At 72.7% G+C, this 22,837-nt stretch carries 24 protein-coding genes; 10 read left to right on the top strand and 14 right to left on the bottom strand.

The window, feature by feature from the left end:
• The first annotated feature begins 1 nt into the window (after position 1).
• Positions 2–712 (top strand): L,D-transpeptidase family protein, encoded by a 711-nt coding sequence (locus OG758_RS37390; protein WP_326713938.1) that lies wholly within the window; start codon positions 2–4, stop codon positions 710–712.
• Here the strand turns inward: OG758_RS37390 and OG758_RS37385 are convergent.
• The gene (locus OG758_RS37385; RefSeq protein WP_326713937.1) at positions 706–2,184 is read right to left on the bottom strand and encodes a sensor histidine kinase; all 1,479 of its coding nucleotides are present in this window, start codon (positions 2,182–2,184) and stop codon (positions 706–708) included. The two genes, OG758_RS37390 and OG758_RS37385, sit on opposite strands and share 7 nt — an antisense overlap.
• Positions 2,181–2,909, bottom strand: coding sequence for a response regulator transcription factor (locus OG758_RS37380; RefSeq protein WP_326713936.1), 729 nt, complete (start codon positions 2,907–2,909; stop codon positions 2,181–2,183). The genes OG758_RS37385 and OG758_RS37380 overlap by 4 nt, the downstream gene beginning before the upstream one ends.
• 145 nt (positions 2,910–3,054) lie before the next feature.
• On the opposite strand from OG758_RS37380, the gene OG758_RS37375 reads away from it, so the two are divergent.
• From OG758_RS37375 to OG758_RS37360, 4 genes are all read left to right on the top strand, one after another.
• The gene (locus OG758_RS37375) at positions 3,055–4,422 is read left to right on the top strand and encodes a ferredoxin reductase family protein (protein WP_326713935.1); all 1,368 of its coding nucleotides are present in this window, start codon (positions 3,055–3,057) and stop codon (positions 4,420–4,422) included.
• An 8-nt stretch (positions 4,423–4,430) separates the two neighbouring features.
• Entirely contained in the window at positions 4,431–4,889 is a 459-nt protein-coding gene (locus OG758_RS37370) for an FMN-binding protein (protein WP_326713934.1), read from the top strand.
• A 31-nt stretch (positions 4,890–4,920) separates the two neighbouring features.
• On the top strand, positions 4,921–5,613 hold the full coding sequence (locus tag OG758_RS37365) for an FAD:protein FMN transferase (RefSeq protein ID WP_326716164.1): 693 nt from the start codon (positions 4,921–4,923) through the stop codon (positions 5,611–5,613).
• A 96-nt stretch (positions 5,614–5,709) separates the two neighbouring features.
• Positions 5,710–6,681 carry a bile acid:sodium symporter family protein gene (locus tag OG758_RS37360; protein WP_326713933.1) on the top strand — a complete coding sequence of 324 codons (972 nt, stop codon included), beginning with the start codon at positions 5,710–5,712 and terminating at the stop codon, positions 6,679–6,681.
• A 74-nt stretch (positions 6,682–6,755) separates the two neighbouring features.
• Here the strand turns inward: OG758_RS37360 and OG758_RS37355 are convergent, their stop codons facing one another.
• The 5 genes from OG758_RS37355 to argC form a co-directional block, all read right to left on the bottom strand.
• Positions 6,756–7,295: an arginine repressor gene (locus OG758_RS37355; RefSeq protein WP_326713932.1), complete on the bottom strand. Its 540-nt coding sequence runs from the start codon at positions 7,293–7,295 to the stop codon at positions 6,756–6,758.
• 17 nt (positions 7,296–7,312) lie between these two features.
• Positions 7,313–8,515 (bottom strand): acetylornithine transaminase, encoded by a 1,203-nt coding sequence (locus OG758_RS37350; protein ID WP_326713931.1) that lies wholly within the window; start codon positions 8,513–8,515, stop codon positions 7,313–7,315.
• Complete coding sequence (gene argB / locus OG758_RS37345) at positions 8,512–9,447, bottom strand: acetylglutamate kinase (protein ID WP_116503245.1); 936 nt, start codon at positions 9,445–9,447, stop codon at positions 8,512–8,514. The genes OG758_RS37350 and argB overlap by 4 nt, the downstream gene beginning before the upstream one ends.
• Positions 9,444–10,595, bottom strand: coding sequence for a bifunctional glutamate N-acetyltransferase/amino-acid acetyltransferase ArgJ (argJ, locus tag OG758_RS37340; protein ID WP_326713930.1), 1,152 nt, complete (start codon positions 10,593–10,595; stop codon positions 9,444–9,446). The genes argB and argJ overlap by 4 nt, the downstream gene beginning before the upstream one ends.
• A gap of 88 nt (positions 10,596–10,683) precedes the next feature.
• On the bottom strand, positions 10,684–11,712 hold the full coding sequence (gene argC, locus OG758_RS37335; RefSeq protein WP_326713929.1) for an N-acetyl-gamma-glutamyl-phosphate reductase: 1,029 nt from the start codon (positions 11,710–11,712) through the stop codon (positions 10,684–10,686).
• Positions 11,713–12,330: 618 nt separating this feature from the next.
• On the opposite strand from argC, the gene OG758_RS37330 reads away from it, so the two are divergent.
• Complete coding sequence (locus OG758_RS37330; protein WP_326713928.1) at positions 12,331–12,777, top strand: DUF6314 family protein; 447 nt, start codon at positions 12,331–12,333, stop codon at positions 12,775–12,777.
• 1 nt (position 12,778) lies between these two features.
• Here OG758_RS37330 and OG758_RS37325 read toward each other — a convergent pair whose 3' ends face one another.
• The 3 genes from OG758_RS37325 to OG758_RS37315 form a co-directional block, all read right to left on the bottom strand.
• Positions 12,779–13,354 carry a histidine phosphatase family protein gene (locus OG758_RS37325; RefSeq protein WP_326713927.1) on the bottom strand — a complete coding sequence of 192 codons (576 nt, stop codon included), beginning with the start codon at positions 13,352–13,354 and terminating at the stop codon, positions 12,779–12,781.
• A 79-nt stretch (positions 13,355–13,433) separates the two neighbouring features.
• Positions 13,434–13,883 carry a GNAT family N-acetyltransferase gene (locus OG758_RS37320; RefSeq protein ID WP_326713926.1) on the bottom strand — a complete coding sequence of 150 codons (450 nt, stop codon included), beginning with the start codon at positions 13,881–13,883 and terminating at the stop codon, positions 13,434–13,436.
• A 67-nt stretch (positions 13,884–13,950) separates the two neighbouring features.
• A complete protein-coding gene (locus tag OG758_RS37315; RefSeq protein WP_326713925.1) occupies positions 13,951–15,387 on the bottom strand; it encodes an aminotransferase-like domain-containing protein in 1,437 nt (478 codons plus the stop codon).
• Between OG758_RS37315 and OG758_RS37310 the strand changes: the two genes are divergently transcribed.
• Together OG758_RS37310 and OG758_RS37305 are read left to right on the top strand one after the other, a co-directional pair.
• Complete coding sequence (locus OG758_RS37310; RefSeq protein ID WP_326713924.1) at positions 15,386–16,354, top strand: DMT family transporter; 969 nt, start codon at positions 15,386–15,388, stop codon at positions 16,352–16,354. The genes OG758_RS37315 and OG758_RS37310 overlap by 2 nt on opposite strands.
• 71 nt (positions 16,355–16,425) lie before the next feature.
• Positions 16,426–16,620 carry a DUF1918 domain-containing protein gene (locus tag OG758_RS37305; RefSeq protein WP_326713923.1) on the top strand — a complete coding sequence of 65 codons (195 nt, stop codon included), beginning with the start codon at positions 16,426–16,428 and terminating at the stop codon, positions 16,618–16,620.
• Between the two features lie 15 nt (positions 16,621–16,635).
• Here OG758_RS37305 and OG758_RS37300 read toward each other — a convergent pair whose 3' ends face one another.
• Positions 16,636–17,844 (bottom strand): glycoside hydrolase family 10 protein, encoded by a 1,209-nt coding sequence (locus OG758_RS37300; protein WP_326713922.1) that lies wholly within the window; start codon positions 17,842–17,844, stop codon positions 16,636–16,638.
• A 175-nt stretch (positions 17,845–18,019) separates the two neighbouring features.
• On the opposite strand from OG758_RS37300, the gene OG758_RS37295 reads away from it, so the two are divergent.
• Together OG758_RS37295 and OG758_RS37290 are read left to right on the top strand one after the other, a co-directional pair.
• A complete protein-coding gene (locus tag OG758_RS37295; protein WP_266566377.1) occupies positions 18,020–18,880 on the top strand; it encodes a 3-hydroxybutyryl-CoA dehydrogenase in 861 nt (286 codons plus the stop codon).
• Positions 18,881–19,088: 208 nt separating this feature from the next.
• Complete coding sequence (locus tag OG758_RS37290) at positions 19,089–19,346, top strand: hypothetical protein (RefSeq protein ID WP_266566376.1); 258 nt, start codon at positions 19,089–19,091, stop codon at positions 19,344–19,346.
• Positions 19,347–19,361: 15 nt separating this feature from the next.
• Here the strand turns inward: OG758_RS37290 and OG758_RS37285 are convergent, their stop codons facing one another.
• From OG758_RS37285 to OG758_RS37275, 3 genes are all read right to left on the bottom strand, one after another.
• Entirely contained in the window at positions 19,362–19,907 is a 546-nt protein-coding gene (locus OG758_RS37285) for an NUDIX domain-containing protein (protein WP_326713921.1), read from the bottom strand.
• Positions 19,908–19,981: 74 nt separating this feature from the next.
• Entirely contained in the window at positions 19,982–21,322 is a 1,341-nt protein-coding gene (locus OG758_RS37280; protein WP_326713920.1) for a transcriptional regulator, read from the bottom strand.
• 285 nt (positions 21,323–21,607) lie between these two features.
• On the bottom strand, positions 21,608–22,741 hold the full coding sequence (locus tag OG758_RS37275) for a PP2C family protein-serine/threonine phosphatase (protein WP_382624867.1): 1,134 nt from the start codon (positions 22,739–22,741) through the stop codon (positions 21,608–21,610).
• Positions 22,742–22,837 lie beyond the last annotated feature (96 nt).

Below are 22,837 nucleotides of genomic sequence, written 5' to 3'. Positions count from 1 at the left end.
CATGCACTCACGATCCGTCACCATCGCGTCCCTGGCCGCGGCGATCGCCGTCCTGACCCTGGGCGCGGCACCGCCCGGCGGGCCCGCGCCCCTGCCCGAGCGGATGGCCGACACGGGCGGCGGCTCCCAGCTCGTCACCGCGCAGGCCGCCGGCACGGGCTCCACCACCGGCACCGTCACCTGGTGGGACCGACGCGGCGGCCGGTGGGTCGCGGCGGGTTCGGCGGCGGCGCGGTTCGGCGCGAAGGGCCTCGCCGACGGCGGCTCGCGCAAGCAGGGCACGTACACGACACCCACGGGTCTGTACGGCCTGCCCTACGCCTTCGGGACCGAACCCGCGCCGGCCGGCACGACCGCCGCCTACCGGCGCGTGCACCAGGACTCCTGGTGGTGCCAGGACAACGACTCGCGGTCCTACAACCGCTGGACCGAGCCGCGTCCGGCCGACTGCCGCGCCGCCGAGTCCGAGCACCTCGTGGCGTACGCGACCCAGTACGGGCACGCCTTCGTCATCGCCTACAACTACGACCGGCCGGTGCGCGGGCGCGGCGCGGGGATCTTCCTTCATGTGAACGGGCGCGGGGCGACGGCCGGGTGCGTGTCGGTCCCGGCGGACGCGATGCGTCGCATCCTGCGCTGGGCCGAGCCCGGCCGGCGGCCGCACATCGCGATCGGAACGGCGAGCGGCGCGACCGCGATCACGCGTTACTGAGGCGGCGCCGTCGGAAAGTGGACCGTGAACACGGTCTCGCCCGGCTCGCTGCGCAGCGTCGCGGTGCCGCCGTGTGCCTCCGCGACCGCCGTGACGATGGCGAGGCCGAGTCCGGTGCCGCCGCCCGCCCCGGCCGGCCGGGGCCGGTCGCCGTGGGTGAAGCGTTCGAAGATCCCGTCGCGGATCTCCTCCGGGACGCCGGGGCCGTCGTCCCGTACCGACAGCGACACCCCGAGCTCGTCGGCGTCGATGCGGGCGGTGACCCGGGTGCCGGGCGGGGTGTGCAGGCGGGCGTTGGCCAGGAGGTTGGCGACGGCCTGGTGGAGGCGGTGCGCGTCGCCCGTGACGGTGACCGGTTCCTCCGGGAGCTCCATGGCCCAGCGGTGGTCCGGGCCCGCCGCCCGGGCGTCGGTGACCGCGTCGAGCACGAGGCGCGTGAGGTCGACCGGCTCGCGTTCCAGGGGCCGGCCCGCGTCCAGGCGGGCGAGGAGGAGCAGGTCCTCGACCACCTCGCCCATCCGTCCGGACTCCGCGGCGATGCGCTCCAGTGCATGGCGGACCTCGGTGGGTACGGGGCCCCGGTGCAGGAGGGCGAGTTCCGCGTGGCCGCGGATGGAGGCGACGGGGGTGCGCAGCTCGTGGCTGGCGTCGGCGGAGAAGCTGCGCAGGCGTTCCTCGGAGGCGTGCCGGCGGGTGAGCGCGTCCTCGACGTGGCCGAGCATGCGGTTGAAGGCGGACGCCACCTGTCCGACCTCGCTGCGCGGGTCGGACTCGGGAGCGCGCGGGGGCAGGACCACCGCGCCGCTCGCGAGCGACAGTTCGCTGACGCGGGTGGCCGTGGCGGCGACCCGGCTCAGCGGGCGCAGGGACCAGCGCACCCAGAGGGCGCCGGCGACGCCCGTGGCGGCGAGCGCGATCCCGAAGACGCCCGCCGCGACGAGTTCGAGGCGGTGCACGGTGGCTTCGACGGGCTCCAGCGGCAGGCCCGTGAGGAGGACGTCGCCGTCCTTCCCCTCCCGGGCCTCGACCCGGTAGTGGTCCAGGGACGACAGCCGGATCGTGTGCCCCTGCCCATCGACCGGCACGGCGGCGAGGGTCCTGCGGTCGACGTCGGTCAGGCGCACGCTCAGGTCGGCGGCGCCGTCGGACACGGCGCCCGCCCTGATGACGGCGGCGTTGGTGACGGTGGGGCCGACCAGCCGGGCGCCGAGGGTTCCGGTGGCCTGGCGGCGGGTGTCGGCGTGCTCGTCGCCGTCGTGGTCGTCGGGCCCGCGGCCGCTGTGTTCGAGGCTCTCCGGCAGGGCGCTCCCGGCGTCGTGGAGCTGCTGGTCGAGGCGCCCGGTGAGGAAGCCGCGCAGCTCCACCACGGCGGCCACACCGACGGCCGCGCAGCTGATGGCGAGCAGCGCGACGAGCCCGGCGGTGAGGCGGGCGCGCAGGGTGTGGGGGATGCGCGGGCGCGGCCGGCTCATCGGGCGGCCGGCTTCAGGACGTACCCGGCGCCGCGCACCGTGTGGATCATGGGTTCGCGGCCGGCGTCGATCTTCTTGCGGAGATAGGAGACGTAGAGCTCGACGACATGGGCCTGGCCGCCGAAGTCGTAGGACCAGACGCGGTCGAGGAGCTGGGTCTTGCTGAGGACGCGGCGGGGGTTGCGCATCAGGCAGCGCAGGAGCTCGAACTCGGTCGGCGACAGGTCGATGCCCGTGCCGCCGCGCGTGACCTCGCGCGCGTCCTCGTCCATCACGAGGTCACCGACGGTGAGCTGGGCGCTCTCGGCGAGTTCCCTGGTCATGCCGGCGCGGCGCAGCAGGCCGCGCAGCCGGGCCACCAGTTCCTCCAGGCTGAACGGCTTGGTCACGTAGTCGTCGCCGCCCGCGGTGATGCCGGTGACCCGGTCCTCGACGGTGTCGCGGGCCGTGAGGAAGAGCACACAGACGTGCGGCTGCGCGGCGCGCAGTTCGCGCAGGACGGACAGGCCGTCGCGGTCCGGGAGCATGATGTCGAGGACGACGGCGTCGGGACGGAAGTCGAGTCCTTCGCGCACGGCGTCACGGCCGGTCCCAGCGGTGCGGACGTCCCAGCCCTCGTAGCGCAGGACTCCGGTCACGACCTCGGCGATGTCGGGTTCGTCGTCGACGACGAGGACGCGCACGGGGGTGCCGTCGGGGCGGGTGAGTGCGGGGCGTTCGTTCATCTCGTCCCAAGACTCTCTCGGATTGCTGTGAGTTCGCTCTGAACAACAGGTGGCGCCTCCCGTTCAGAGCCCGCTCAGAGGTTCGGGCCGCAGAGTTGCGTCCTGTCCGGCCCGCCCGACCCCGATCCGACGAGGAGCCGCTCCGGTGACCACCACGCACAGCCCTCCGCCGCTGCGTCACCGCGCCCCGCGCCCGGCGCGCCGCCGCTCCCCCGCGGTGCCGCTGCTGGCCGCCGCGGGCGCGGGCGGGGCCGCGGTGCTCGCCCTGTGGTGGCAGGGCACGGGCGTCGTGTCCGGCGCCGACGGCTGGCTGACGGGGGCGGGCCGGATCATGGGCCTGATGTGCGGCTATATGTGCGCGCTCCTGGTCGCCCTGATGGCGCGTGTGCCGCTTCTGGAGAAGGGGCTCGGCAGCGACAGGACGGCGCGCTGGCACGCCTCGGCCGGCCGCTGGACGGTCGGTCTGCTTCTCGGCCACATCGTCCTGATCACTCTCGGCTACGCGGCGCAGAGCCGTACCGACCCGGTGTCGGAGCTCGGCACGATCGTCCTCGACTACCCGGAGATGCTGAAGGGCACGGTGGGCGCGGCCGTGCTCGTGCTGGTGGGCTTCGTGTCGGCGCGGGCGGTGCGCCGCCGGATGCGGTACGAGACCTGGTACTACCTGCACGTCCTGACGTACGCGGCGATCTTCCTCGCGTTCGGGCACCAACTGGCGCTCGGCGCCGACTTCGCGGGCGGGGCGGCCGCCCGCGCGGGCTGGTACGCCCTCTACCTGGGGGTGGCCGCGCTCGTGCTGTGGTTCCGGGTGCTGGTGCCGGTGCGGCTCAACGTCCGGCACCGGCTGCGCGTCGAGGCCGTCGTGCGGGAGGCGCCGGGGGTGACGTCGGTGTGGGTGAGCGGCCGGCGCCTCGAAGCCTTGGGTGCGGAGCCGGGTCAGTTCTTCCGCTGGCGCTTCCTCGCGCCCGGCATGTGGGGAGCCTCGCACCCGTACTCGTTGTCGGCGATGCCCCGCGGCGGGTTCCTGCGGATCACGGTGAAGGCGCTGGGCGACCACAGCGCGTCCGTCGCGGGCCTGACGCGGGGCACGCGGGTGTGGGCGGAGGGGCCGTACGGGGCGCTCACGGCGGGGCTGCGGCGCTCGCGCCGGGTGCTGCTGCTCGCGGGCGGCACGGGCATCACTCCCCTGCGCACGCTCTTCGAGACGCTGCCGGCGGCGCCGGGCGACCTGACGCTGCTCTACCGGGCGCGCACCGCCGAGGAGTTGGCGCTGCGCGGTGAACTGGAGTCGATCGCGGCCGGACGCGGCGCCCGCCTCGTGTACGTCCTGAACGACACCGACGGCACCCGGACGGACGTCACCGCGGACGGACTGCGCCGGATGCTCCCGGACATCGCGGCCCACGACGTGTACCTGTGCGGGCCGCACGGCCTCGCGCTCGCCTCGTACGACGCCCTGCGCGGGGCCGGCGTGCCCGCTTCCCGTGTCCACTACGAGTCCTTCGAGCTGTGAGCCGCGCCATGAGAGCCCATCCGATCCGCCGTACCGTCCTGACCTGCGTCGCGACCGTCTCCGTGACGACGCTGGCGCTCGCACTCAAGCCGCACTCGCAGCCGGTCACGGCGGCCCCGCAGTCCCCGACGTCCAGCCGCTCCCCGGCGGCCTCGGGCGGCACGGGGTCCGGGTCCGGCAGCGCGGCCGGAAAGCGGACTCTCACCGGCGAGACCGTGCAGACGCGTTACGGCCCCGTCCAGGTCGAGATCACCGTCGACGGCTCGAAGATCACCGCCGCCCGTGCCGTCAAGACCCCGTCGGGCGACCGGCGCAGCCAGGACATCGCCTCGTCCTCGGTCCCGACCCTCGTGCAGGAGACCCTGGACGCCCAGAGTGCCCGGATCGACACGGTCTCCGGTGCCACGTTCACCAGTGAGGGCTACATGACGTCGCTGCAGAGCGCGCTGGACCAGGCCCGTGGGTGACACCGCCGGACTGCACCGGGTCGTGCACACCATGGGAACGGTGTTCTCGATCACGGTGCGCGGCACGGACGTGGGTCCGCGGGCACTCGACGAGGCGGAGGCGTGGCTGCGTCACGTGGACGCCGTCTTCTCGACGTACCGCGAGGACAGCGCGGTCAGCCGGATCGCCCGGGGCGAGCTCGCGCCCCAGGACTGTGCGCCCGAGGTCCGCGAGGTGCTGCGACTGTGCGAGCGGGCACGCGAGCACACCGGCGGCTGGTTCACGGCGGGGCACTCCGGTGGCTTCGACCCGAGTGGCCTCGTCAAGGGGTGGGCGGTGGAGCGGGCGGCCGAGGCGCTGCTCTCCGCGGGCGCGACCGGCGTCTGCCTGAACGGCGGCGGCGACGTCCAGCTCCACGGCGGCCCGTGGCGCGTGGGCGTCGCGCATCCGCTGCGTCCGGGTCAGGTGGCGGCGGTCGTCGAGTCCCGGCAGGGCGCGCTCGCGGTAGCGACGTCGGGTCCTGCGGAGCGCGGCTGCCACATCGTCGACCCGCACACCGGGCAGGCGCCCGTCGGCGGTCTCGCCTCCCTGACCGTCGTCCACGCAGGGCTGACCGACGCGGACACCTGGGCGACCGCCGCGTACGCGATGGGTCCGGGGGCGCGGGCGTGGCTGGAGGCGCAGCCCGATGTCACGGCGTTCGCGGTGACGGCGGACGGGGAGACCTGGTCGGTGACTCCCTGACGAGGACGGGGAAGATGTGTGGGGCTCATGAAGATGTAGGGACCACATAACGAGACGGGGTTGCGGGCACACCAGGTGGCGGCGTTGCATCGCCCGGTGCAGACCGAACAGTTGATCCCCCAGCCGACAGACACCGGCAACCGCGCGGCGCGCCTGGCCGTGACCGTGTTCCCCGTACTCGTGCTCGCGGCGGGCGGTATCGGGCTCGCCCTGCCGGACGCCTTCGTGAGCTGGAAGACGAACGTCCCGTACCTGCTGGGTGTGGTGATGTTCTGCATGGGGCTCACGATGACCCCGCACGACTTCAAGGGCGTCGCGAAGCGGCCCTGGGCCGTCGGCCTCGGACTCGTCGCGCACTACGTGATCATGCCGGGGCTCGGCTGGCTGATAGCCAACGCGCTGAACCTGCCGCCCCAGTTGGCGGCGGGAGTGATCCTCGTGGGCTGCGCCCCCAGCGGCACGGCCTCCAACGTGGTGACCTACCTGGCGCGCGGCGACGTGGCCCTGTCCGTCTCCGTCGCCACCGTCTCGACCGTGCTCGCCCCGCTCGTCACACCGCCGCTGACCCTGCTCCTCGCGGGCGAGTTCCTGCCCGTGGACACGGGGTCGATGGTCACGGACATCCTCAAGACCGTGCTGCTGCCGGTCATCGCGGGGCTCGTCGTGCGCCTGGTCCTCGGCCGCTACGTCGACCGGGTGCTCGGCGTCCTGCCCTGGCTCTCGGCGCTGACGATCGCCGTCATCGTGGCCGTGGTCGTCGCGGGCAGCGCGACGGCGATCAAGTCGGCGGCCGGGCTCGTCCTGCTCGCCGTCGTCCTCCACAACGGCCTCGGGCTCGCGCTCGGTTACGGCGCCGGAAAGCTGGCCCGCCTCGGGGCGCCCGCGTCCCGCGCGATGGCGTTCGAGGTCGGCATGCAGAACTCGGGGCTCGCCGCGTCGCTCGCCACGGCCCACTTCAGCCCGCTCGCGGCGCTCCCCGCGGCGGTGTTCTCCGTCTGGCACAACGTGTCGGGCGCCCTGGTCGCGGCCTGGATGTCGTACCGGGCGCGCCGTGCCGAGCAGGCCTGAGGAACGCGGAAGCGCCCCGGACCGCCCGTGAATCCCGGGCGGTCCGGGGCGCGAGCCCGAACGATTCAGCGCACTCAGTGGTCGTTCTGGGCGAGCCGCAGCAGATGGTCGGCGAGCGCCTGCCCGCCGGCCGGGTCGCGGCTGATCAGCATCAAGGTGTCGTCACCCGCGATCGTGCCCAGGATCACCTGGAGTTCCGCCTGGTCGATCGCCGACGCGAGGAACTGGGCGGCGCCGGGCGGGGTGCGCAGGACCACGAGGTTCGCCGAGGCCTCCGCGGAGATCAGCAGTTCCCCCGCGAGCCGCCGCATCCGCTCCTCCTTGGCCGAGCCGCCGAGCGGGGCCTGCGGGGTGCGGAAGCCGCCCTCGCTGGGCACCGCGTAGATCAGCTCGCCGCCGGTGTTGCGGATCTTGACCGCGCCCAGCTCGTCCAGGTCCCGGGAGAGCGTCGCCTGCGTGACCGAGAGGCCGTCGTCGGCGAGCAGCTTCGCCAGCTGGCTCTGCGAGCGCACCGGCTGCCGGTTGAGGATGTCCACGATCCGGCGGTGGCGCGCGGTGCGGGTCTGCGGCACGGCGGGTCCCGCGGCGTGCTCGTTGTCCTGCGCCTGACTCATCGTCGTCGTCCCATTCCTCAGGATCGTCCTTCCCCGTCGGCCCCTTCGAGGGCCTTGTCCAGGACGCCGGGCAGGGCCTGGAGCAGGGTGTCCACCTCGTCGTCGTGGAGGTTGAGCGGCGGCATGAGCCGTACGACATCGGGGGCGGGCGCGTTCACCAGGAGGCCGGCGTCCTGAGCCGCCTGCTGCACCTGGGGCGCGAGCGGCTCGGTGAGCACGATACCCAGGAGGAGCCCGGCGCCCCTTACGTGGCCGACGAGCGGGTGCCCGAGGGAGGCGACACCGTCCCTCAACCGCGCCTCGGCGCGCTTCACGTTCTCCAGGAGGCCCTCGCCCGCGACGGTGTCGAGCACCGCGAGGCCGGCCGCGCAGGCGACGGGATTCCCGCCGAACGTCGTGCCGTGGTGACCGGGCTTGAGCAGCTCGGCCGCCTCGCCGAACGCGACGGTCGCGCCGATGGGCAGTCCGCCGCCGAGCCCCTTGGCGAGCGTGACGACATCGGGGTCGATGCCCTCCTCCGCCTGGTACGCGAACCAGTGGCCGGTCCTGCCGATGCCGGTCTGCACCTCGTCGAGGACGAGGAGGGTGCCGGTGGCCCGGGTGATCTCCCTGGCCGCCCTGAGGTAGCCGGCGGGCGGCACGACGACGCCGTTCTCGCCCTGGATCGGCTCGATGATCACGAGCGCGGTCTCTTCCGTGACCGCAGCCCGCAGCGCCTCGGCATCGCCGTACGGGACATGCGTGACGTCGCCGGGCAGCGGTACGAACGGCTCCTGCTTGCCGGGCTGGCCGGTCAGCGCGAGGGCACCCATCGTCCGGCCGTGGAAGCCGCCCTGGGTGGCGACCATGTGTGAACGGCCCGTCAGGCGGCCGATCTTGAAGGCGCCCTCGTTGGCCTCGGCGCCCGAGTTGCAGAAGTACACGCGGCCGGACCGGCCGAAGAGCTGGAGGAGCCGTTCGGCGAGCGCGACGGGCGGCTCGGCGACGAAGAGGTTCGAGACATGGCCGAGGGCGGCGATCTGCTCGGTGACCGCCCGGACGACCGCGGGGTGCGCGTGGCCGAGGGCGTTGACCGCGATGCCGCCGACGAAGTCGACGTACTCCTTGCCGTCGGCGTCCCACACCTTGGCGCCCGCGCCGCGGACGAGGGGCAGCCGGGGCGTGCCGTAGTTGTCCATGAGCGCGCCCTGCCAGCGCGCGGTCAGCTCCTGGTTGCTCATGACTCCCCCTGTGCGTCGATGGCGCTCACGTCGGTGGCCTCGGGGGCGTCCGGCACGACCATCGTGCCGATGCCCTCGTCGGTGAAGATCTCCAGCAGGATCGAGTGCGGGACCCGGCCGTCGATGACGCGGGCGGTCGTCACGCCGCCCCGCACGGCGTGCAGGCAGCCCTCCATCTTGGGCACCATGCCGCTGGCCAGCTCGGGAAGGAGCTTCTCCAGCTCCTTGGCGGTGAGCCTGCTGATGACCTCGTCGGAGTTCGGCCAGTCCTCGTAGAGGCCCTCGACGTCGGTCAGGACCATCAGGGTCTCGGCGCCCAGTGCCGCAGCGAGTGCCGCGGCCGCCGTATCGGCATTGACGTTGTAGACATGTCCGTCGTCCTGGGAGCGGGCGATCGAGGAGACGACCGGGATACGGCCGTCGGCGAGCAGGGCCTCGATGGCGCCGGTGTCGATCTCGGTGATCTCGCCGACCCGGCCGATGTCGATCAGTTCGCCGCCGATCTCGGGCTTGTGCTTGGTGGCGGTGATGGTGTGCGCGTCCTCGCCGGTGAGGCCGATGGCGAGCGGGCCGTGCTCGTTGAGGAGCCCGACGAGCTCGCGCTGCACCTGGCCGGCCAGGACCATCCGCACGACGTCCATCGCGTCCTCGGTGGTGACCCGCAGGCCCGCCTTGAACTCGCTGACGATGCCGTGCCGGTCGAGGGCCTTGCTGATCTGCGGTCCGCCGCCGTGCACGACGACGGGCTTGAGGCCCGCGTGGTGCAGGAAGACGACGTCCTGCGCGAAGGCGGCCTTGAGGTCCTCGTCGATCATGGCGTTGCCGCCGAACTTGATGACGACGGTCTTGCCCTGGTGCCGGGTGAGCCAGGGCAGCGCCTCGATGAGGATCTGCGCCTTGGGCAGTGCGGTGTGCTTCCGCGTCGTGCTCATGAGCTGTACGCGCTGTTCTCGTGGACGTAGTCCGCGGTCAGGTCGTTCGTCCAGATCGTCGCGGTCTCGGAGCCGGCCGCCAGGTCGGCGGTGATGACGACCTCCCGGAAGCGCATGTCGACGAGCTCGCGGTCCTCGCCGACGCCGCCGTTCTTGCAGACCCAGACGCCGTTGATGGCGACGTTCAGCTGGTCGGACTCGAAGGCGGCGGACGTCGTACCGATCGCGGACAGCACCCGGCCCCAGTTGGGGTCCTCGCCGTGGATCGCGCACTTGAGGAGGTTGTTACGGGCGATGGAGCGGCCCACCTCGACGGCGTCGTCCTCGGTCGCGGCGTTGATGACGTCGACCCTGATGTCCTTGCTGGCGCCTTCGGCGTCGCCGATGAGCTGCCGTCCGAGGTCGTCGCAGACCGTGCGGACGGCCTCGGCGAACTCGGTGTATTCGGGGGCCACTTCGGCAGCGCCGGAGGCCAGGAGCAGCACGGTGTCGTTCGTCGACATGCAGCCGTCGGAGTCGACGCGGTCGAAGGTGACCTTGGTGGCGTCCCGCAGGGCCTTGTCCAGGACGTCGGCCTCCAGGTCGGCGTCCGTCGTCAGGACGACGAGCATGGTGGCGAGGCCGGGGGCGAGCATGCCCGCGCCCTTGGCCATGCCGCCGACCGTCCATCCGTCACCCTCGAACACCGCGGTCTTGTGCACGGAGTCGGTGGTCTTGATGGCGACGGCGGCCTTCTCACCGCCGTGCGGGCCGAGCTGCGCGACCGCCGTGTCGACGCCCGGCAGAAGCTTGTCCATGGGGAGGAGTTCGCCGATGAGACCGGTCGAGGCGACGGCGACCTCGCCCGCGTTCAGGCCGAGCGCCTCCGCGACCTTCTCCGCCGTGGCGTGCGTGTCCTGGAAGCCCTTGGGACCCGTACAGGCGTTGGCGCCACCGGAGTTGAGGACGACGGCGGACACGAGCCCGCCCTTGAGGACCTGCTCCGACCAGAGCACCGGCGCGGCCTTCACGCGGTTGGAGGTGAAGACGCCCGCGGCGGCCAGGCGGGGCCCGCTGTTGACCACGAGGGCCAGGTCGGGGTTGCCGTTCTGCTTGATCCCGGCGGCGATGCCCGCGGCCGTGAATCCCTTGGCTGCCGTCACACTCACTGTGTCTCCTTGTTCGCTTCTCCAACCGCGCAGCGCAGCGGCGCGGCCTTGGTACCCGTCTGCGGCCCGGCGGCTGCGCGCGCGTCGCTCACGGCGCGACTCCGATCGTGGTGAGCCCAGTGGTCTCGTCGAGACCGAGGGCGATGTTCATGCTCTGGAGGGCGCCGCCCGCGGTGCCCTTGGTGAGGTTGTCGATGGCGCTGATCACGATGATCCGGCCGGCCGCCGAGTCGTACGCGACCTGCACCTGCACGGCGTTCGAGCCGTACACCGAAGAGGTCGCGGGCCACTGCCCCTGCGGGAGCAGGTACACGAACGGCTCGTCGGCGAAGGCCTTCTCGTAGACGGCCCGTACGCTCTCGGCGCTCACGCCCGGCTTCGCCTTGGCGCTGCACGTGGCGAGGATGCCGCGCGGCATCGGGGCCAGCGTCGGAGTGAAGGAGACGGAGACCGGCACACCGGCGACCGCGCCCAGGTTCTGGATCATCTCGGGGGTGTGCCGGTGGCCGCCGCCCACGCCGTACGGGGACATGGAGCCCATGACCTCGGAACCGAGCAGGTTCGGCTTGGGCGCCTTGCCCGCGCCGGACGTCCCGGACGCGGCGACGATCACGGCCTCCGGCTCGGCGAGCCCGGCCTCGTACGCGGGGAAGAGCGCGAGGGAGACGGCCGTCGGGTAGCAGCCGGGGACCGCGATGCGCTTGGTGCCCTCCAGCGCGGCGCGCGCACCGGGCAGCTCGGGGAGCCCGTAGGGCCAGGTCCCGGCGTGCGAGCTGCCGTAGAACTTCTCCCAGTCGCCCTCGTCCTTCAGCCGAAAGTCGGCGCCCATGTCCACGACGAGCGTGTCCTCGCCGAGCTGCTCGGCGACGGCGGCGGACTGCCCGTGCGGCAGCGCGAGAAAGACGACGTGGTGGCCGGAGAGCACCTCGGCGGTCGTCGGCTCGAGGATCCGGTCGGCCAGCGGCACCAGGTGCGGCTGGAGCGCACCGAGGGGCTGCCCCACGTTCGAGTTGCCGGTCAGGGCGCCGATCTCCACATTGGGATGAGCGAGCAGCAGACGCAGCAGCTCTCCGCCCGCGTATCCGCTTGCCCCTGCCACTGCTACGCGTACCGCCATGGAACCCTCCTCTTGGATGGCATGACTATACGCAGGAATGCACGTTTATGCAATGCGAGCGGTCTCCGGAACCGCGGTGCCGTCAGTCGGCGACCGGCGACGAGGTTCGCGAGCCGGGAGACCAGAGGCCGGCCGGCCCACCGCGCCGGCGCCTCGGTGCCGCGCAGGCGCGGTGGGCGGAAGCGGTGCGGGGCGGGGCGGGGCGTCGAGCAGAACCGGTCGCGCCGCGGCGGGAGAGGCCACCCGGACGAAGTCGGGGGCGGGTTCGCCGAGCCGGCGGTACAGGCCGGTGACGGCGGCTTCGGCGCGTGCCCGGTCGGCGGGGCGCGGACAGTGCATGGCGGCGGAGTCACTCGGCAGCGACGATCTGCGCCGGCTCGACGCGCTCGCCTGAGGAGTGGGGAGGGGCAGACGTGATCTTCGAGAGTCCCCTGCGGGGAGGCGTCAGCGGGCTCACCGGAGGGTGGCGGTGTCCGCCTATCCAGTCGTCATGCGGCAGAGCGTGACGGAGGCCGCGCGGCTGGCGCAAGGGATGTCCGGCGGCCCGACCCCGTCGCCGGGCGGGGTCCCGGCAGGCGGCAAAATGGGGAGCACGGGCAACGAGATGGGTGGGACGAGATGAGTGAGGCCTGGGCGGTTGCCGACGTGCTGGCCCATCTGGCGGGCCGGTGGCACGTCGAGCGGACGGTGCGGGACCTCGCCGGCGACGCGGTCGGCACCTTCTCCGGCACCACGGACTTCACGTCCGACGACGCGGGCGGGCTGCTGCACCACGAGGCGGGGACCTTCGTGTGGCACGGCAGCGCCCGGCCCGCCGAGCGCAATCTGCGGTTCCTGCCGGGCGACGCTCCCGGCACGGCCGTCGTGCGGTTCTCCGACGGCCGCTTCTTCCACGACCTGGACCTGCGCACCGGCCACCACACGGCGGACCACCCCTGCGCGGCGGACCTCTACCGCGGCGAGTTCGAGGTGACAGGACCGGACCACTGGCGGATGGAGTGGCGGGTCAGGGGCCCGGCGAAGGACCTGGTGCTCACCACCGCGTACACGCGCGCCGCGTCCTGACTCACACCGCGGCGTCCAGCCGCACGCTCCAGCGGCCCGCGCTCCCCGTGAGGACGGCGGCCGACAGGGGGCGCACGTCGATGTTCCAGTACGTCGACGGGGGCGCCTTGAGCGCGTAGACGAGCGCCGCCCGCACGACGGCCGGCTCGGCGACCGCCACGACGGTCGCGCCGTCGTCGCTCGGCCGCGTGTCGAGCCAGCCGCCGACCCGCGATATGAACGCGAGCAGCGACTCCCCGCCGTGCGGCGCCGATCGCGGGTCGCGCAGCCAGGCGTCGACGGCGCCCGGCTCGACGGCCGTCACCTCGGCGAGCGTGCGCCCGCGCCAGCGGCCCATGTCGCAGTCCCGGAGGGCGAGCTGGGCCAGGGGCGCGAGGCCGAGCGCCTCGGCGGTGCCGCGGCTCCGGGCGGTGGGCGCGCAGTAGCGCAGTTCCGCCGCAGCGAGCGGCACCAGCGCGGGCGAGGCCAGCTCCACCTCGTGCCAGCCGGTGTGGTCGAGGGGCCGGTCGTCGTCGAAGCGCTCCGCGAGCAGCGAGGCGCTGCGCGCGGCAGCGAGAAGCGTCACGCGAACGGGCATGCGGTGATCGTGGGGCGTGCCACGGCTGCGGTCAAGAGTCCGCGGGGCGTATGCCGGACGCATGCGCCCCACCGTGCGCTCACCGCAGGGTCAGCACCATCCAGTTCTCCGGCTCGGCGAGCGCCGCGAAGCCCACCTTGTCGTACACCCCGTGCGCGTCCCGCGTGGCGAGCATGATGCGGCGCAGGCCGAGCGGCTCCAGGTGGCCTCGTACGGCGGCGACGAGCGCGGTGCCCACGTTCTTGCCGCGGACGGCCCGGTCCACGTAGACGTCGCAGAGCCAGGCGAAGGTGGCGTGGTCGGTCACGACACGGGCGTACGCGACCTGCTCACCCGAGGCGGCGTCGTAGACCCCGAAGTTCAGCGAGCCCGCGATCGCCCGGTCCTGGTGTTCGCGGGCGCGGCCCATGGCCCAGTAGGCGTCCGTGGAGAGCCATTGGTGCACGCGGGCGGCGTCGAGGCGGGCGGCGTCGGTCGAGATCTCGTAGCCGTCGGGGAGCGCGGGGGCCGTGGTGTGTGTGTCGGTCATGACGCGAGATTTGCAGGCGGCGCCGGTGTCCGTCGAGCAGGTTTCGGGCGCTGATCCCTCCCGTCGCCTACTCGAGTACCTCGTCGCACGCGGTCCGCAGCCGGCGGATGCCCTCCGTGATCTCCGCGGGCCCGGCGACCGCCGCGAAGCTCAGCCGGATGTGCGGGGCCGGGGGCTCGGCGGAGAAGTAGGGGCGCCCGGGCGCGACGGCGACGCCCGCGCGCAGCGCCCCCGCGACGAGCGCCGCCTCGTCCGTGCCGTCGGGCAGCCGCGGCCACAGCAGATAGCCGCCCAACGGCACGTGTCCCACCGTGAGTTCGGGCAGGGTGGTGCGCAGGGCCGTCGTCATCGTGTCGCGGCGCACCTTCAAGTGGGCGGCCACGGTGCGCAGATGGCGCGGCCAGGCCGGTGAGCCGACCAGTTCGAGGGCGGCCTCCTGGAGCGGGCGCGGCACGAAGAAGTGGTCGACGACCTGAATCGCGCGCAGCCGTTCCAGGACGGGGCCGCGCGCGGCGAGGCAGCCGATGCGGAAGCTCGGCGAGGTCGCCTTGGTCAGGGAACAGACATGGACGACGACGCCGTCGTGGTCGTCGGTGGCCAGCGGACTGGGCAGCGGTCCCGCGTCCTCGTGGACGAGGCGGCGCACGAAGTCGTCCTCGATGATGAACGCGCCGGCCTCGCGCGCGATCCTCAGCACCTCGGGGCGCCGCTGTACGGAGAGGACCGCGCCCGTGGGGTTCTGGAACAGCGGCTGACACACGAACACACGCGCCCCCGTCGCCCGGAACGCCTCGGCGAGCAGCTCCGGACGCACCCCGTCCGTGTCGACCGGCACGGGCACGGGCCGCAGCCCCGCCGCGCGCGCGATCGCCAGCATGCCCGGATACGTGGGTGATTCGACGAGGACGGGGGCGCCGGGCGGGGCGAGGGCGCGCAGCGCGGTGGCCAGGGCGGACTGGCCACCGGACGCGATCAGTACCTCGGCGGCGGTGATGGCGCCGCCGATGCCGCGGGCGAACCACTCGCGCAGTTCGGGGATGCCGTCGACCGGGGGGCGCCCCCACGCGCCGGGGCGGCGGCCCGCGCGGGCCAGAGCTGCGGCCATGGCGCGTTCCGGCTGGAGCGAGGGGTGCAGATAGCCGCCGTTGAACTCGACGACTCCCGGTGGCGGGGCGGAGAGCGTGACCAGGACTCCGGAGGCGTCCACGGCCCGCGGCACCAGTTCGGTCGCGGAGTCGGCGCTCAGTGCGAGCGCCTGCCAGGAGGTGTCACCGGCCGGGTGTGTCGCGGCGCGGGGCTCGGCGCGGAACGCCCCGGCCCCCGGACGTGTCACGACGAGGCCCTCCGCGGCGAGCTGCGCGAGCGCGCGCGACACGGTCACCGGGCTCACCCGGAACCGTTCGACGAGAGCCCGGCTGGACGGCAGCTTTCCACCTGGAGAGTAGCGATCCAGCTCCCCCCGCAGCTGTTCCGCCAGTTCACCCACACTGCTACGCTCATACATGAGGACAGAGAGTAGCGCTACTACCGCCGCCGGGATAGCAGTTGACGCGAGCGCGGCCCCCGCCGCGGGCACCGCGACACGTCCTGGCCCCACCCCCCTCACCGCGAAGGCGACCCGTGGCGGGACCGTCCTCGCCGCGCTCGGCGTCACCGCCTTCTCGCTCACCTTCCCCGCCACCGCCTGGGGACTCGAAGGGTTCGGGCCCTGGAGCCTCGTCACCGTGCGGAGCGTCCTCGCCGCCGTGATCGCCGGCTCCTGTCTGCTCGCGCTGCGCGTCGCCGTCCCCGAGCGCCGCCACTGGGCCGGTCTCGCCGTGGTCGGCGCGGGCGTCGTGCTCGGGTTCCCGCTGCTCACAACGCTCGCCCTGGAGACGGCCACCACCGCGCACTCCGCCGTCGTCGTCGGCCTGCTGCCCCTGACGACCGCCCTGCTCTCGGCGCTGCGCACCGGCGCGCGGCCCTCGCGCAGCTTCTGGATCGCGGCGTGCGCGGGCGCCGCCGCCGTGATCGCGTTCACCGTGCAGCAGAGCGGCGGCACGCTCACGACCGCCGACCTGTACCTCTTCGGCGCGCTCCTCATCTGCGCCGCCGGCTACACGGAGGGCGGCCGCCTGGCCCGCGTGATGCCGGGCTGGCAGGTCATCGCCTGGGCACTCGTGACGTGCCTGCCGCTCACCGTGCCGGGGGCGCTCGTCGCGCTGAGCCACGAGCCGTTGCACCTGACGGGGCACGCCGTCGCGGGGCTGCTCTGGGTGGCCGTGGGCTCGCAGTTCGTGGGCCTGGTCGTCTGGTACCGCGGCATGGCCGTCATCGGCATTCCCAAGGCGAGCCAGCTCCAGCTGGCCCAGCCCCTGCTCACCCTGGTCTGGTCGGTGTTCCTGCTCGGCGAACACCTCTCCCCGGCCGCGCCCCTGACCGCGGCGGCCGTGCTCGTGTGCATCGCGGTGACCCAACGGTCCCGCGGCTGAGGGTCCCCAACCCCGCAACCCGGTCCTACCCTTGAGATACGGGTCGACGAGGGACGAGGAGGTCACTCACGATGCGTGCCACCAAGGGCGACCATCTGCGGGTGCACGGCAGGACCGTGGGCGAGCACGACAAGGTCGCGGAAATCGTCGAAATCATGGGCCACGACGGCGAGCCGCCGTTCAGGGTCCGCTTCCAGGACGGCCACGAGGCGGTGATGTCACCGGGTCCCGACTCCGTCGTGCAGCACGAGGAGCCGACCCCCTAGTCACACCTGGCCCTCTCAGTAGTGGTCCTTGACCACCCGGGCCATGGCGCCGATCCGGTCGGCGCCCACCTCCTTCGCCGAGAAGTACACATGTCCGTTCACCTGCGGATAGCGCTCGGCGAAGGTGAGGTGGCGGGAGAGCTCGGCCGGATCCTGCCACGCGGCGGGCTGCGACGGATCGCCCGCCTTGTAGAGCGCCTCGCCCGCGTAGAGGCGCACGCCCGTCCCACGTGCGACGTCCGACCACCAGGGCACGAGCTTCGCGTAGTCCGCTGCGGCGAAGCCGATGTTCCAGTAGATCTGCGGGCAGATGTAGTCGATCCAGCGCTCGCGCACCCACTTGCGGGTGTCGGCGTGCAGGTCGTCGTACGTCTGCACCCCGGCCCGGGTGTCCGAGCCGAGCGGGTCCGTCGCGGCGTTGCGCCACACGCCGAAGGGGCTGATCCCGAACTGGGTGCGCGGCCTGATCCGTTTCACGCTCGCGGACATCTCGCGCACGAGCCGGTCGGTGTTGTCGCGCCGCCATGACGCCCGGTCCGGGAAGTTCCCGCCGTGGGCCGCGTAGGCGTCGTCGTCGTCGAAGACCTGGCCCGCGACCGGATACGGGTAGAAGTAGTCGTCCCAGTGCACGGCGTCGATGTCGTAGCGGCGGACGGCGTCGAGCATCGCTTCCTGGACGAACTCGCGCACGTCGGGCAGGCCCGGGTTGTAGTAGAGCTTCCCGCCGTAGGGGACGACCCAGTCGGGGTGCCGGCGGGCCGGGTGCGTGGACACGAGGCGGGAGAGGTCCGTGTGGTTCGCGATGCGGTAGGGGTTGAACCAGGCGTGCAGTTCGAGCCCGCGCCGGTGCGCCTCCGCGACGGCCGTGCCGAGCGGGTCCCAGCCCGGACTTTCGCCCTGCACCCCCGTGAGGACGTCCGACCAGGGCTCGTACGGCGAGGGCCACAGCGCGTCGGCCGTCGGCCGTACCTGGAAGACCACGGCGTTCAGGTGCCGGCCCACCGCCGTGTCGAGGTGGGCGATGAGCTCCGTACGCTGCTGTGCCGCGCTCAGGCCCGCCTTCGAGGGCCAGTCGAGGTTGGCCACCGTCGCCAGCCACATGCCCCGCATGTCGCGGGCCACCGGAGCGTGACGGGCCCCGGCGGCGGCCGCGTCCCCCGCGGCGAGCCCGGTCAGCGCGGCCGCCGCCGCGGCTGTGAAGCCCCTGCGTGACAAATGCCTCATTCGCCCACCCCGTGGCCAACGGGCCCGGCCGTCCCGGGCCGCACTGGGGACAGCATGCCCGACCCGGCCCGCCGTGTACGGGAGGTTCCGAGTAACGTGCAGGGCCGAGGCAGGCGCCGGAACCCGGGGGTCCTGCCGGCCGGAGAACAGCGAAAGGCACGAGGTGACCGACCCTATGGGGGACATCCAGCGCGTCGGAGTGGTGGGCTGCGGCCAGATGGGAGCCGGGATCGCAGAGGTCTGCGCCCGCGCCGGTCTGGACGTCATGGTGGCGGAGACCACCGGAGAGGCCCTGGAGATCGGCCGTACCCGGCTGCACAACTCCCTCTCCAAGGCGGCCGAGCGCGGCAAGATCAGCGCCGAGGAGCTGGCCGAGACCCTGGCCCGCCTGAGCTTCACCACCGACCTCGGGGAGTTCTCCGACCGGGACCTCGTCATCGAGGCCGTCGTCGAGAACGAGCAGGTCAAGACCGAGATCTTCCAGGTGCTCGACCAGGTCGTCACCCGGCAGGACGCCATCCTGGCGTCCAACACCTCCTCGATCCCGCTGGTCAAGCTGGCCGTGGCGACCTCGCGCCCCGACCACGTCATCGGTATCCACTTCTTCAACCCGGCGCCCGTGCAGAAGCTCGTCGAGCTGATCCCGGCCCTCACCACCTCCGAGGGCACCATCAGCCGCGCGCAGTCCCTCGTCGAGAAGATCCTCGGCAAGCACGCGATCCGCGCACAGGACCGCTCGGGCTTCGTGGTCAACGCGCTGCTGATCCCGTATCTGCTCTCCGCGATCCGGATGTTCGAGTCGGGCATCGCCAGCCGCGAGGACATCGACAACGGCATGGAGCTCGGCTGCGCCCACCCCATGGGCCCGCTCAAGCTCGCCGACCTCATCGGCCTCGACACCGTCGCCTCGGTCGCCGACTCGATGTACGCGGAGTTCAAGGAGCCCCTGTACGCCGCTCCCCCGCTGCTCCAGCGGATGGTCGACGCGGGCCGTCTCGGCCGCAAGACGGGCTCGGGTTTCTACCAGTACTCGTGACCGCGCGCGGTTCCACACCGCGTTGACTCTGCGTAGTCGAAAGTTCGGGCCCGGCACTCTTCGGAGTGCCGGGCCCGAACCATTCGCACACCGTGTGCGCACCGGGCCCGCATATGCCCATCGCACACTCTCCCGCCGTACCCACCAGGCGAGTTGACTTTCCGTGCGTAAGGCAACGGATCTGCCGACTACGGAAAGGAGCCGACCCGTGACCGCCGACCCCGAGCGTCCCGTGGTCCCGGAAGAACTCGCGGAGTTACGCCGCAGCCTCGATGTGGGTCTCGCCCGCGTCGACGGCAAGCTGGCGTTGCTCACCCAGCGCGATGAACAGAGCGTCAAGGATCAGGACGATCTGAGCACCCGGGTCGCCCAGCTCGAGCACACCCGATGGCCGCTGCAGGCCGTCGCCGCGATCACCGCGGCCGGCGCGCTCGCCCTTGCCGTCTGGCAGGCGTTCGGACGCTAGCGCCTTTCGTCCGGGTCAGGCCGGGGTGTCCTGCCCCAGCCTGAGATGGTGCAGCATCAGCAGCGCGGCCGCCATGTTGGCGGCCGGGACCTCGCCGCGGGCGACCATGTCGGGGACGAGCTTGAGAGGGACCCACTCCCTGCGGTCCGACTCGAAGTCGTCCTCGGGATGGCCGACGTACGAACCCTCCTCGGCCCAGTAGACGTGGTGCCTGGCGTCCTCGAGACCGTTGGACGGCTCCACGCTCATCAGATGGCGTAAGGGTCCCGGCCGCCAGCCGGTCTCCTCCTCCAGTTCCCTGGCGGCCGCGGCGGCGATGTCCTCGCCGTCCTCGACCACTCCCGCCGGGAGCTCCCAGCCCCAGCTGTCGGTGATGAAGCGGTGCCGCCACAGGAGCAGCACCTCGTTGGCCTCATTGACCACGGTGGCCACGGCGACCGGCCGCAGCCGTATGACGAAGTGGTCGAGATGCCGGCCGTCCGGGAGCTCGACATCCGCGAGATTGACCCGGAACCAGCGGTTTTCATACACCGTTTGTTCGTTCTGTTTCGTCCACTGCACGATTCTGCCACCTTCCGCCGAGTTAGATGGCAATATCGCAGCAGCGGAGCGTGAGAGAGCGGTGCAGGTCGGGCTCAGAGCGGTACGCGCAGTGCTCCGTCGATGAGTTCGGCGGCCTCGGCCGTGCCGGCACAACCGTTGCGCACCAGGTGTTCGCGTACCGCCCGGAGTCTGTCGCGCAGCCGCTGGGACTCCATTCCCCGTGCCCGTTCGGCCATCTCCACGGCTATCGCGACGGCCTTCTCGGCGTTGCCCTGTCTCAGCTCGATCTGGCTGAGCATGGCGAGGCGGTGCACCCGCCCCCGGTCGTGGGCGGGGTTGTGCACGGCCGCCGCCGCGTGTTCACGTGCCGAGGTGAGGTCACCGAGGCTCAAGAGGGCTTCCGCCACCTGCACGTTGACGAGTCCGGGCTGGACATAGCCCGTCTCGTCCGGTTCATGGCCGCGCCGGATGCGGTCGGCGGCCGACTCGGCACGCCGGATGCAGGACAGGGCGCTGCTGCCGTCGCCGAGGTGTGCGTACGCCTTGGCCTGCATCGCGTACAGATCCGAGGCGAGCGCGGGCGTGATGTGCCGTCCGGCGGCCCGCAGCGCGGCCTCCGCGAAGGCCACCGACTGCCGGTACTGCCGCATGTGGAGCGACTGGTTGACCAGGAGGGCGATGACGTAGGCGCCGAGACCGCGGTCACCGCTCGCCTTGGCGAGGCGCAACGCCTGGTGGAAGTAGCGCTGGGCGAGGCCGTGCGCGTCGGAGTCGTAGGCGCAGATGCCCGCGATGGCGACCAACCCGCCGGTCGCGCGGTGCAGTTGGCGGCCCGTCTCGTCGGTGTAGCTGCCGCGCAGCAGGGGCGCCGCCTCCGCGTTGAGGAAGCCGACGATGCGGGTGCGCGTCGCGATGCCGCCGGCCTTGCGGTACATCTGCTCGTAGTGCGTGCGGGCCGAGCGCATCATCTCCAGGTCGGCGGCGCTGACCCGGTGGCGCCCCCCGCGCGACACGTCGGTGTCCTCGGGCGGGTTCTCCCACTCCCATACGGGCATCACGGCCGGGGTCCCCGTGACGGCGGGGGCGCCCAGTATGTGGGGCCGCTGCTGTTCGTCCGAGCGCCACAGGGCGGTGGCCCGCTCGACGAATCCGGACAGGCTCTGGCCGTGCGGGGTGGCCGGTTCGCCGGGCATGCCCAGGCCGATGTCGTCGAGGGTGACGGGGCGGTGCAGACGGGCGGCGAGGACCTCGCAGATGAGGTCGGGCACCTGACCCCGTGGCCGCTGGCCCTTCAACCACCGTGCGACGGCGGTGTGTTCGTACCGCAGGGCGAGTCCCCTGGCGCGGCCCGCCTGATTCACGTGTGCGGCGAGGCCCGCATGGGAGATCCCGGCCTCGTCGAGGATCGCGTCGAGCAAGGTGTTGGGCTGCATGGAGGGCCCTCCGGTGGCTCGGTGCCGTCAGCGTAGTGGAGCGGGCTTCACACGGGGTGTGAACGGAGTGCCCGAATCCGGGTGTTGCGCGCTCTTTTGTGGCGTGATGCAACTCGATTGACTGAACTGCCTCGCAAGAGGCCGGCCGGGCCGCCGGCTCCCCCTCGTACAGTGCGGCGGCCCGTTTTGCGCCGTCCGACCGGCCGCCTGCCCGACACTCCGCGGCCGGCGGACGGCGCGACCCGCGGGCGGGAGCCCGAGGGTCAGGTCACGCGGTGGCTGCGCTCACTTGGCAGCACTGTGGACGCGGGGCTCCCCGTGCTGCAAGGGGACTCGCTTGCGGTCGTTGCGCAGGACGAGGAGCGCGGCGTCGTCGTCCGGCAACCCGCCCGTGTGGCGCAGGAGTTGGGCATACACGGCACGGATGACGGCCTTGGGGACGACCGGCTGGACGCGGACGGCCTCGGCGAGCGCGGCGGGCAGCGGGAAGAACCGGCCGCGGGCGTCCCGCGCGTCCTCGAGCCCGTCGGTGTGGAGCAGCAGCCCCTCCCCGGGAAGAAGCCGCCCGCACGCGACGACGGGCAGTTCGGCCGGCAGCGGGAACGGGCCGAGCGGCGGCAGGGGGTCACCGCCCACGACCAACTCGGCGTAGCCACGCGCCACGGCCGCGGGACCCGCATGACTGCGCAGCAGATACGGCCACGGGTGCCCGCAGTTGAGCGCGAGCACCTCCCCGTCCTGCCGGATCTCCAGGAGCAGAACGGTGACGAACTCCTCCGCGACCGGACTGACCGGCTCGGCGCCGCCGGCCGCGGGGTGCTCGTCCCGCGACCGCTCGCGCAGATGCCGGGCCATGGCCCGCTCGAGTCGCCTCAGTACGCAGGTCAGTTCGGCCTCGTCGTGCGCGGCCTCGCGGAAGCTGCCGAGGACGGCGGCGACGGTTGCGAGGGCGGCGAGGCCGTGCCCGCGGACGTCCCCCATGACGACCCGCACGCCGTGGTCGGTGGCGATGACCTCGTAGAGGTCGCCCCCCACGGTGGCGCCCCGGTCGGCCGAGAGCTGTCCTGCCGCGATGGCCAGGCCGTCGATGCGGGGCGGCAGCGGGCGCAGCAGCACGTTCTGTGCGGCCCCCGCGATCCTGCGCAGCTGCCGCAGCTCGCGCTGGAGGCCGCGCCGCACATGGAGTATCAGACCGGTGCCGACGGCGAAGAACACGGCGCTCGACGCGATGCGCGCGCCGAGTCCGGTCTCCTGCGCGAGCGGGCACGCCAGTTTGAAGGTGATCGCCACGGCGCCCCAGGCCGTGGGCAGCGCCAGATCGAGCGCGCGGCGCACGCGAAGGGATCGGGAGCGGGTGAGCCGGGATCTGAAGGAGGTGCGGGGTGGTCGGGAGGGCATTCTCGGATGGTTACGGATCATGCCGACGGCCTCCCTAAGGCCCTGTTCAGCGCGGTCGGCCCTGCGGCCGCAACGATTCTGTCGAGCGCCTGCCCCGATCGGAGCGGATCACCGCCA

Origin of the sequence: Streptomyces sp. NBC_01474 (genome assembly GCF_035918215.1) — a bacterium.
GTDB classification, from domain to species: Bacteria; Actinomycetota; Actinomycetes; order Streptomycetales; family Streptomycetaceae; genus Streptomyces; species Streptomyces aureus.
Note: the sequence above shows the minus strand (reverse complement) of the source record. Positions and strands in the feature narration are given on the sequence as shown.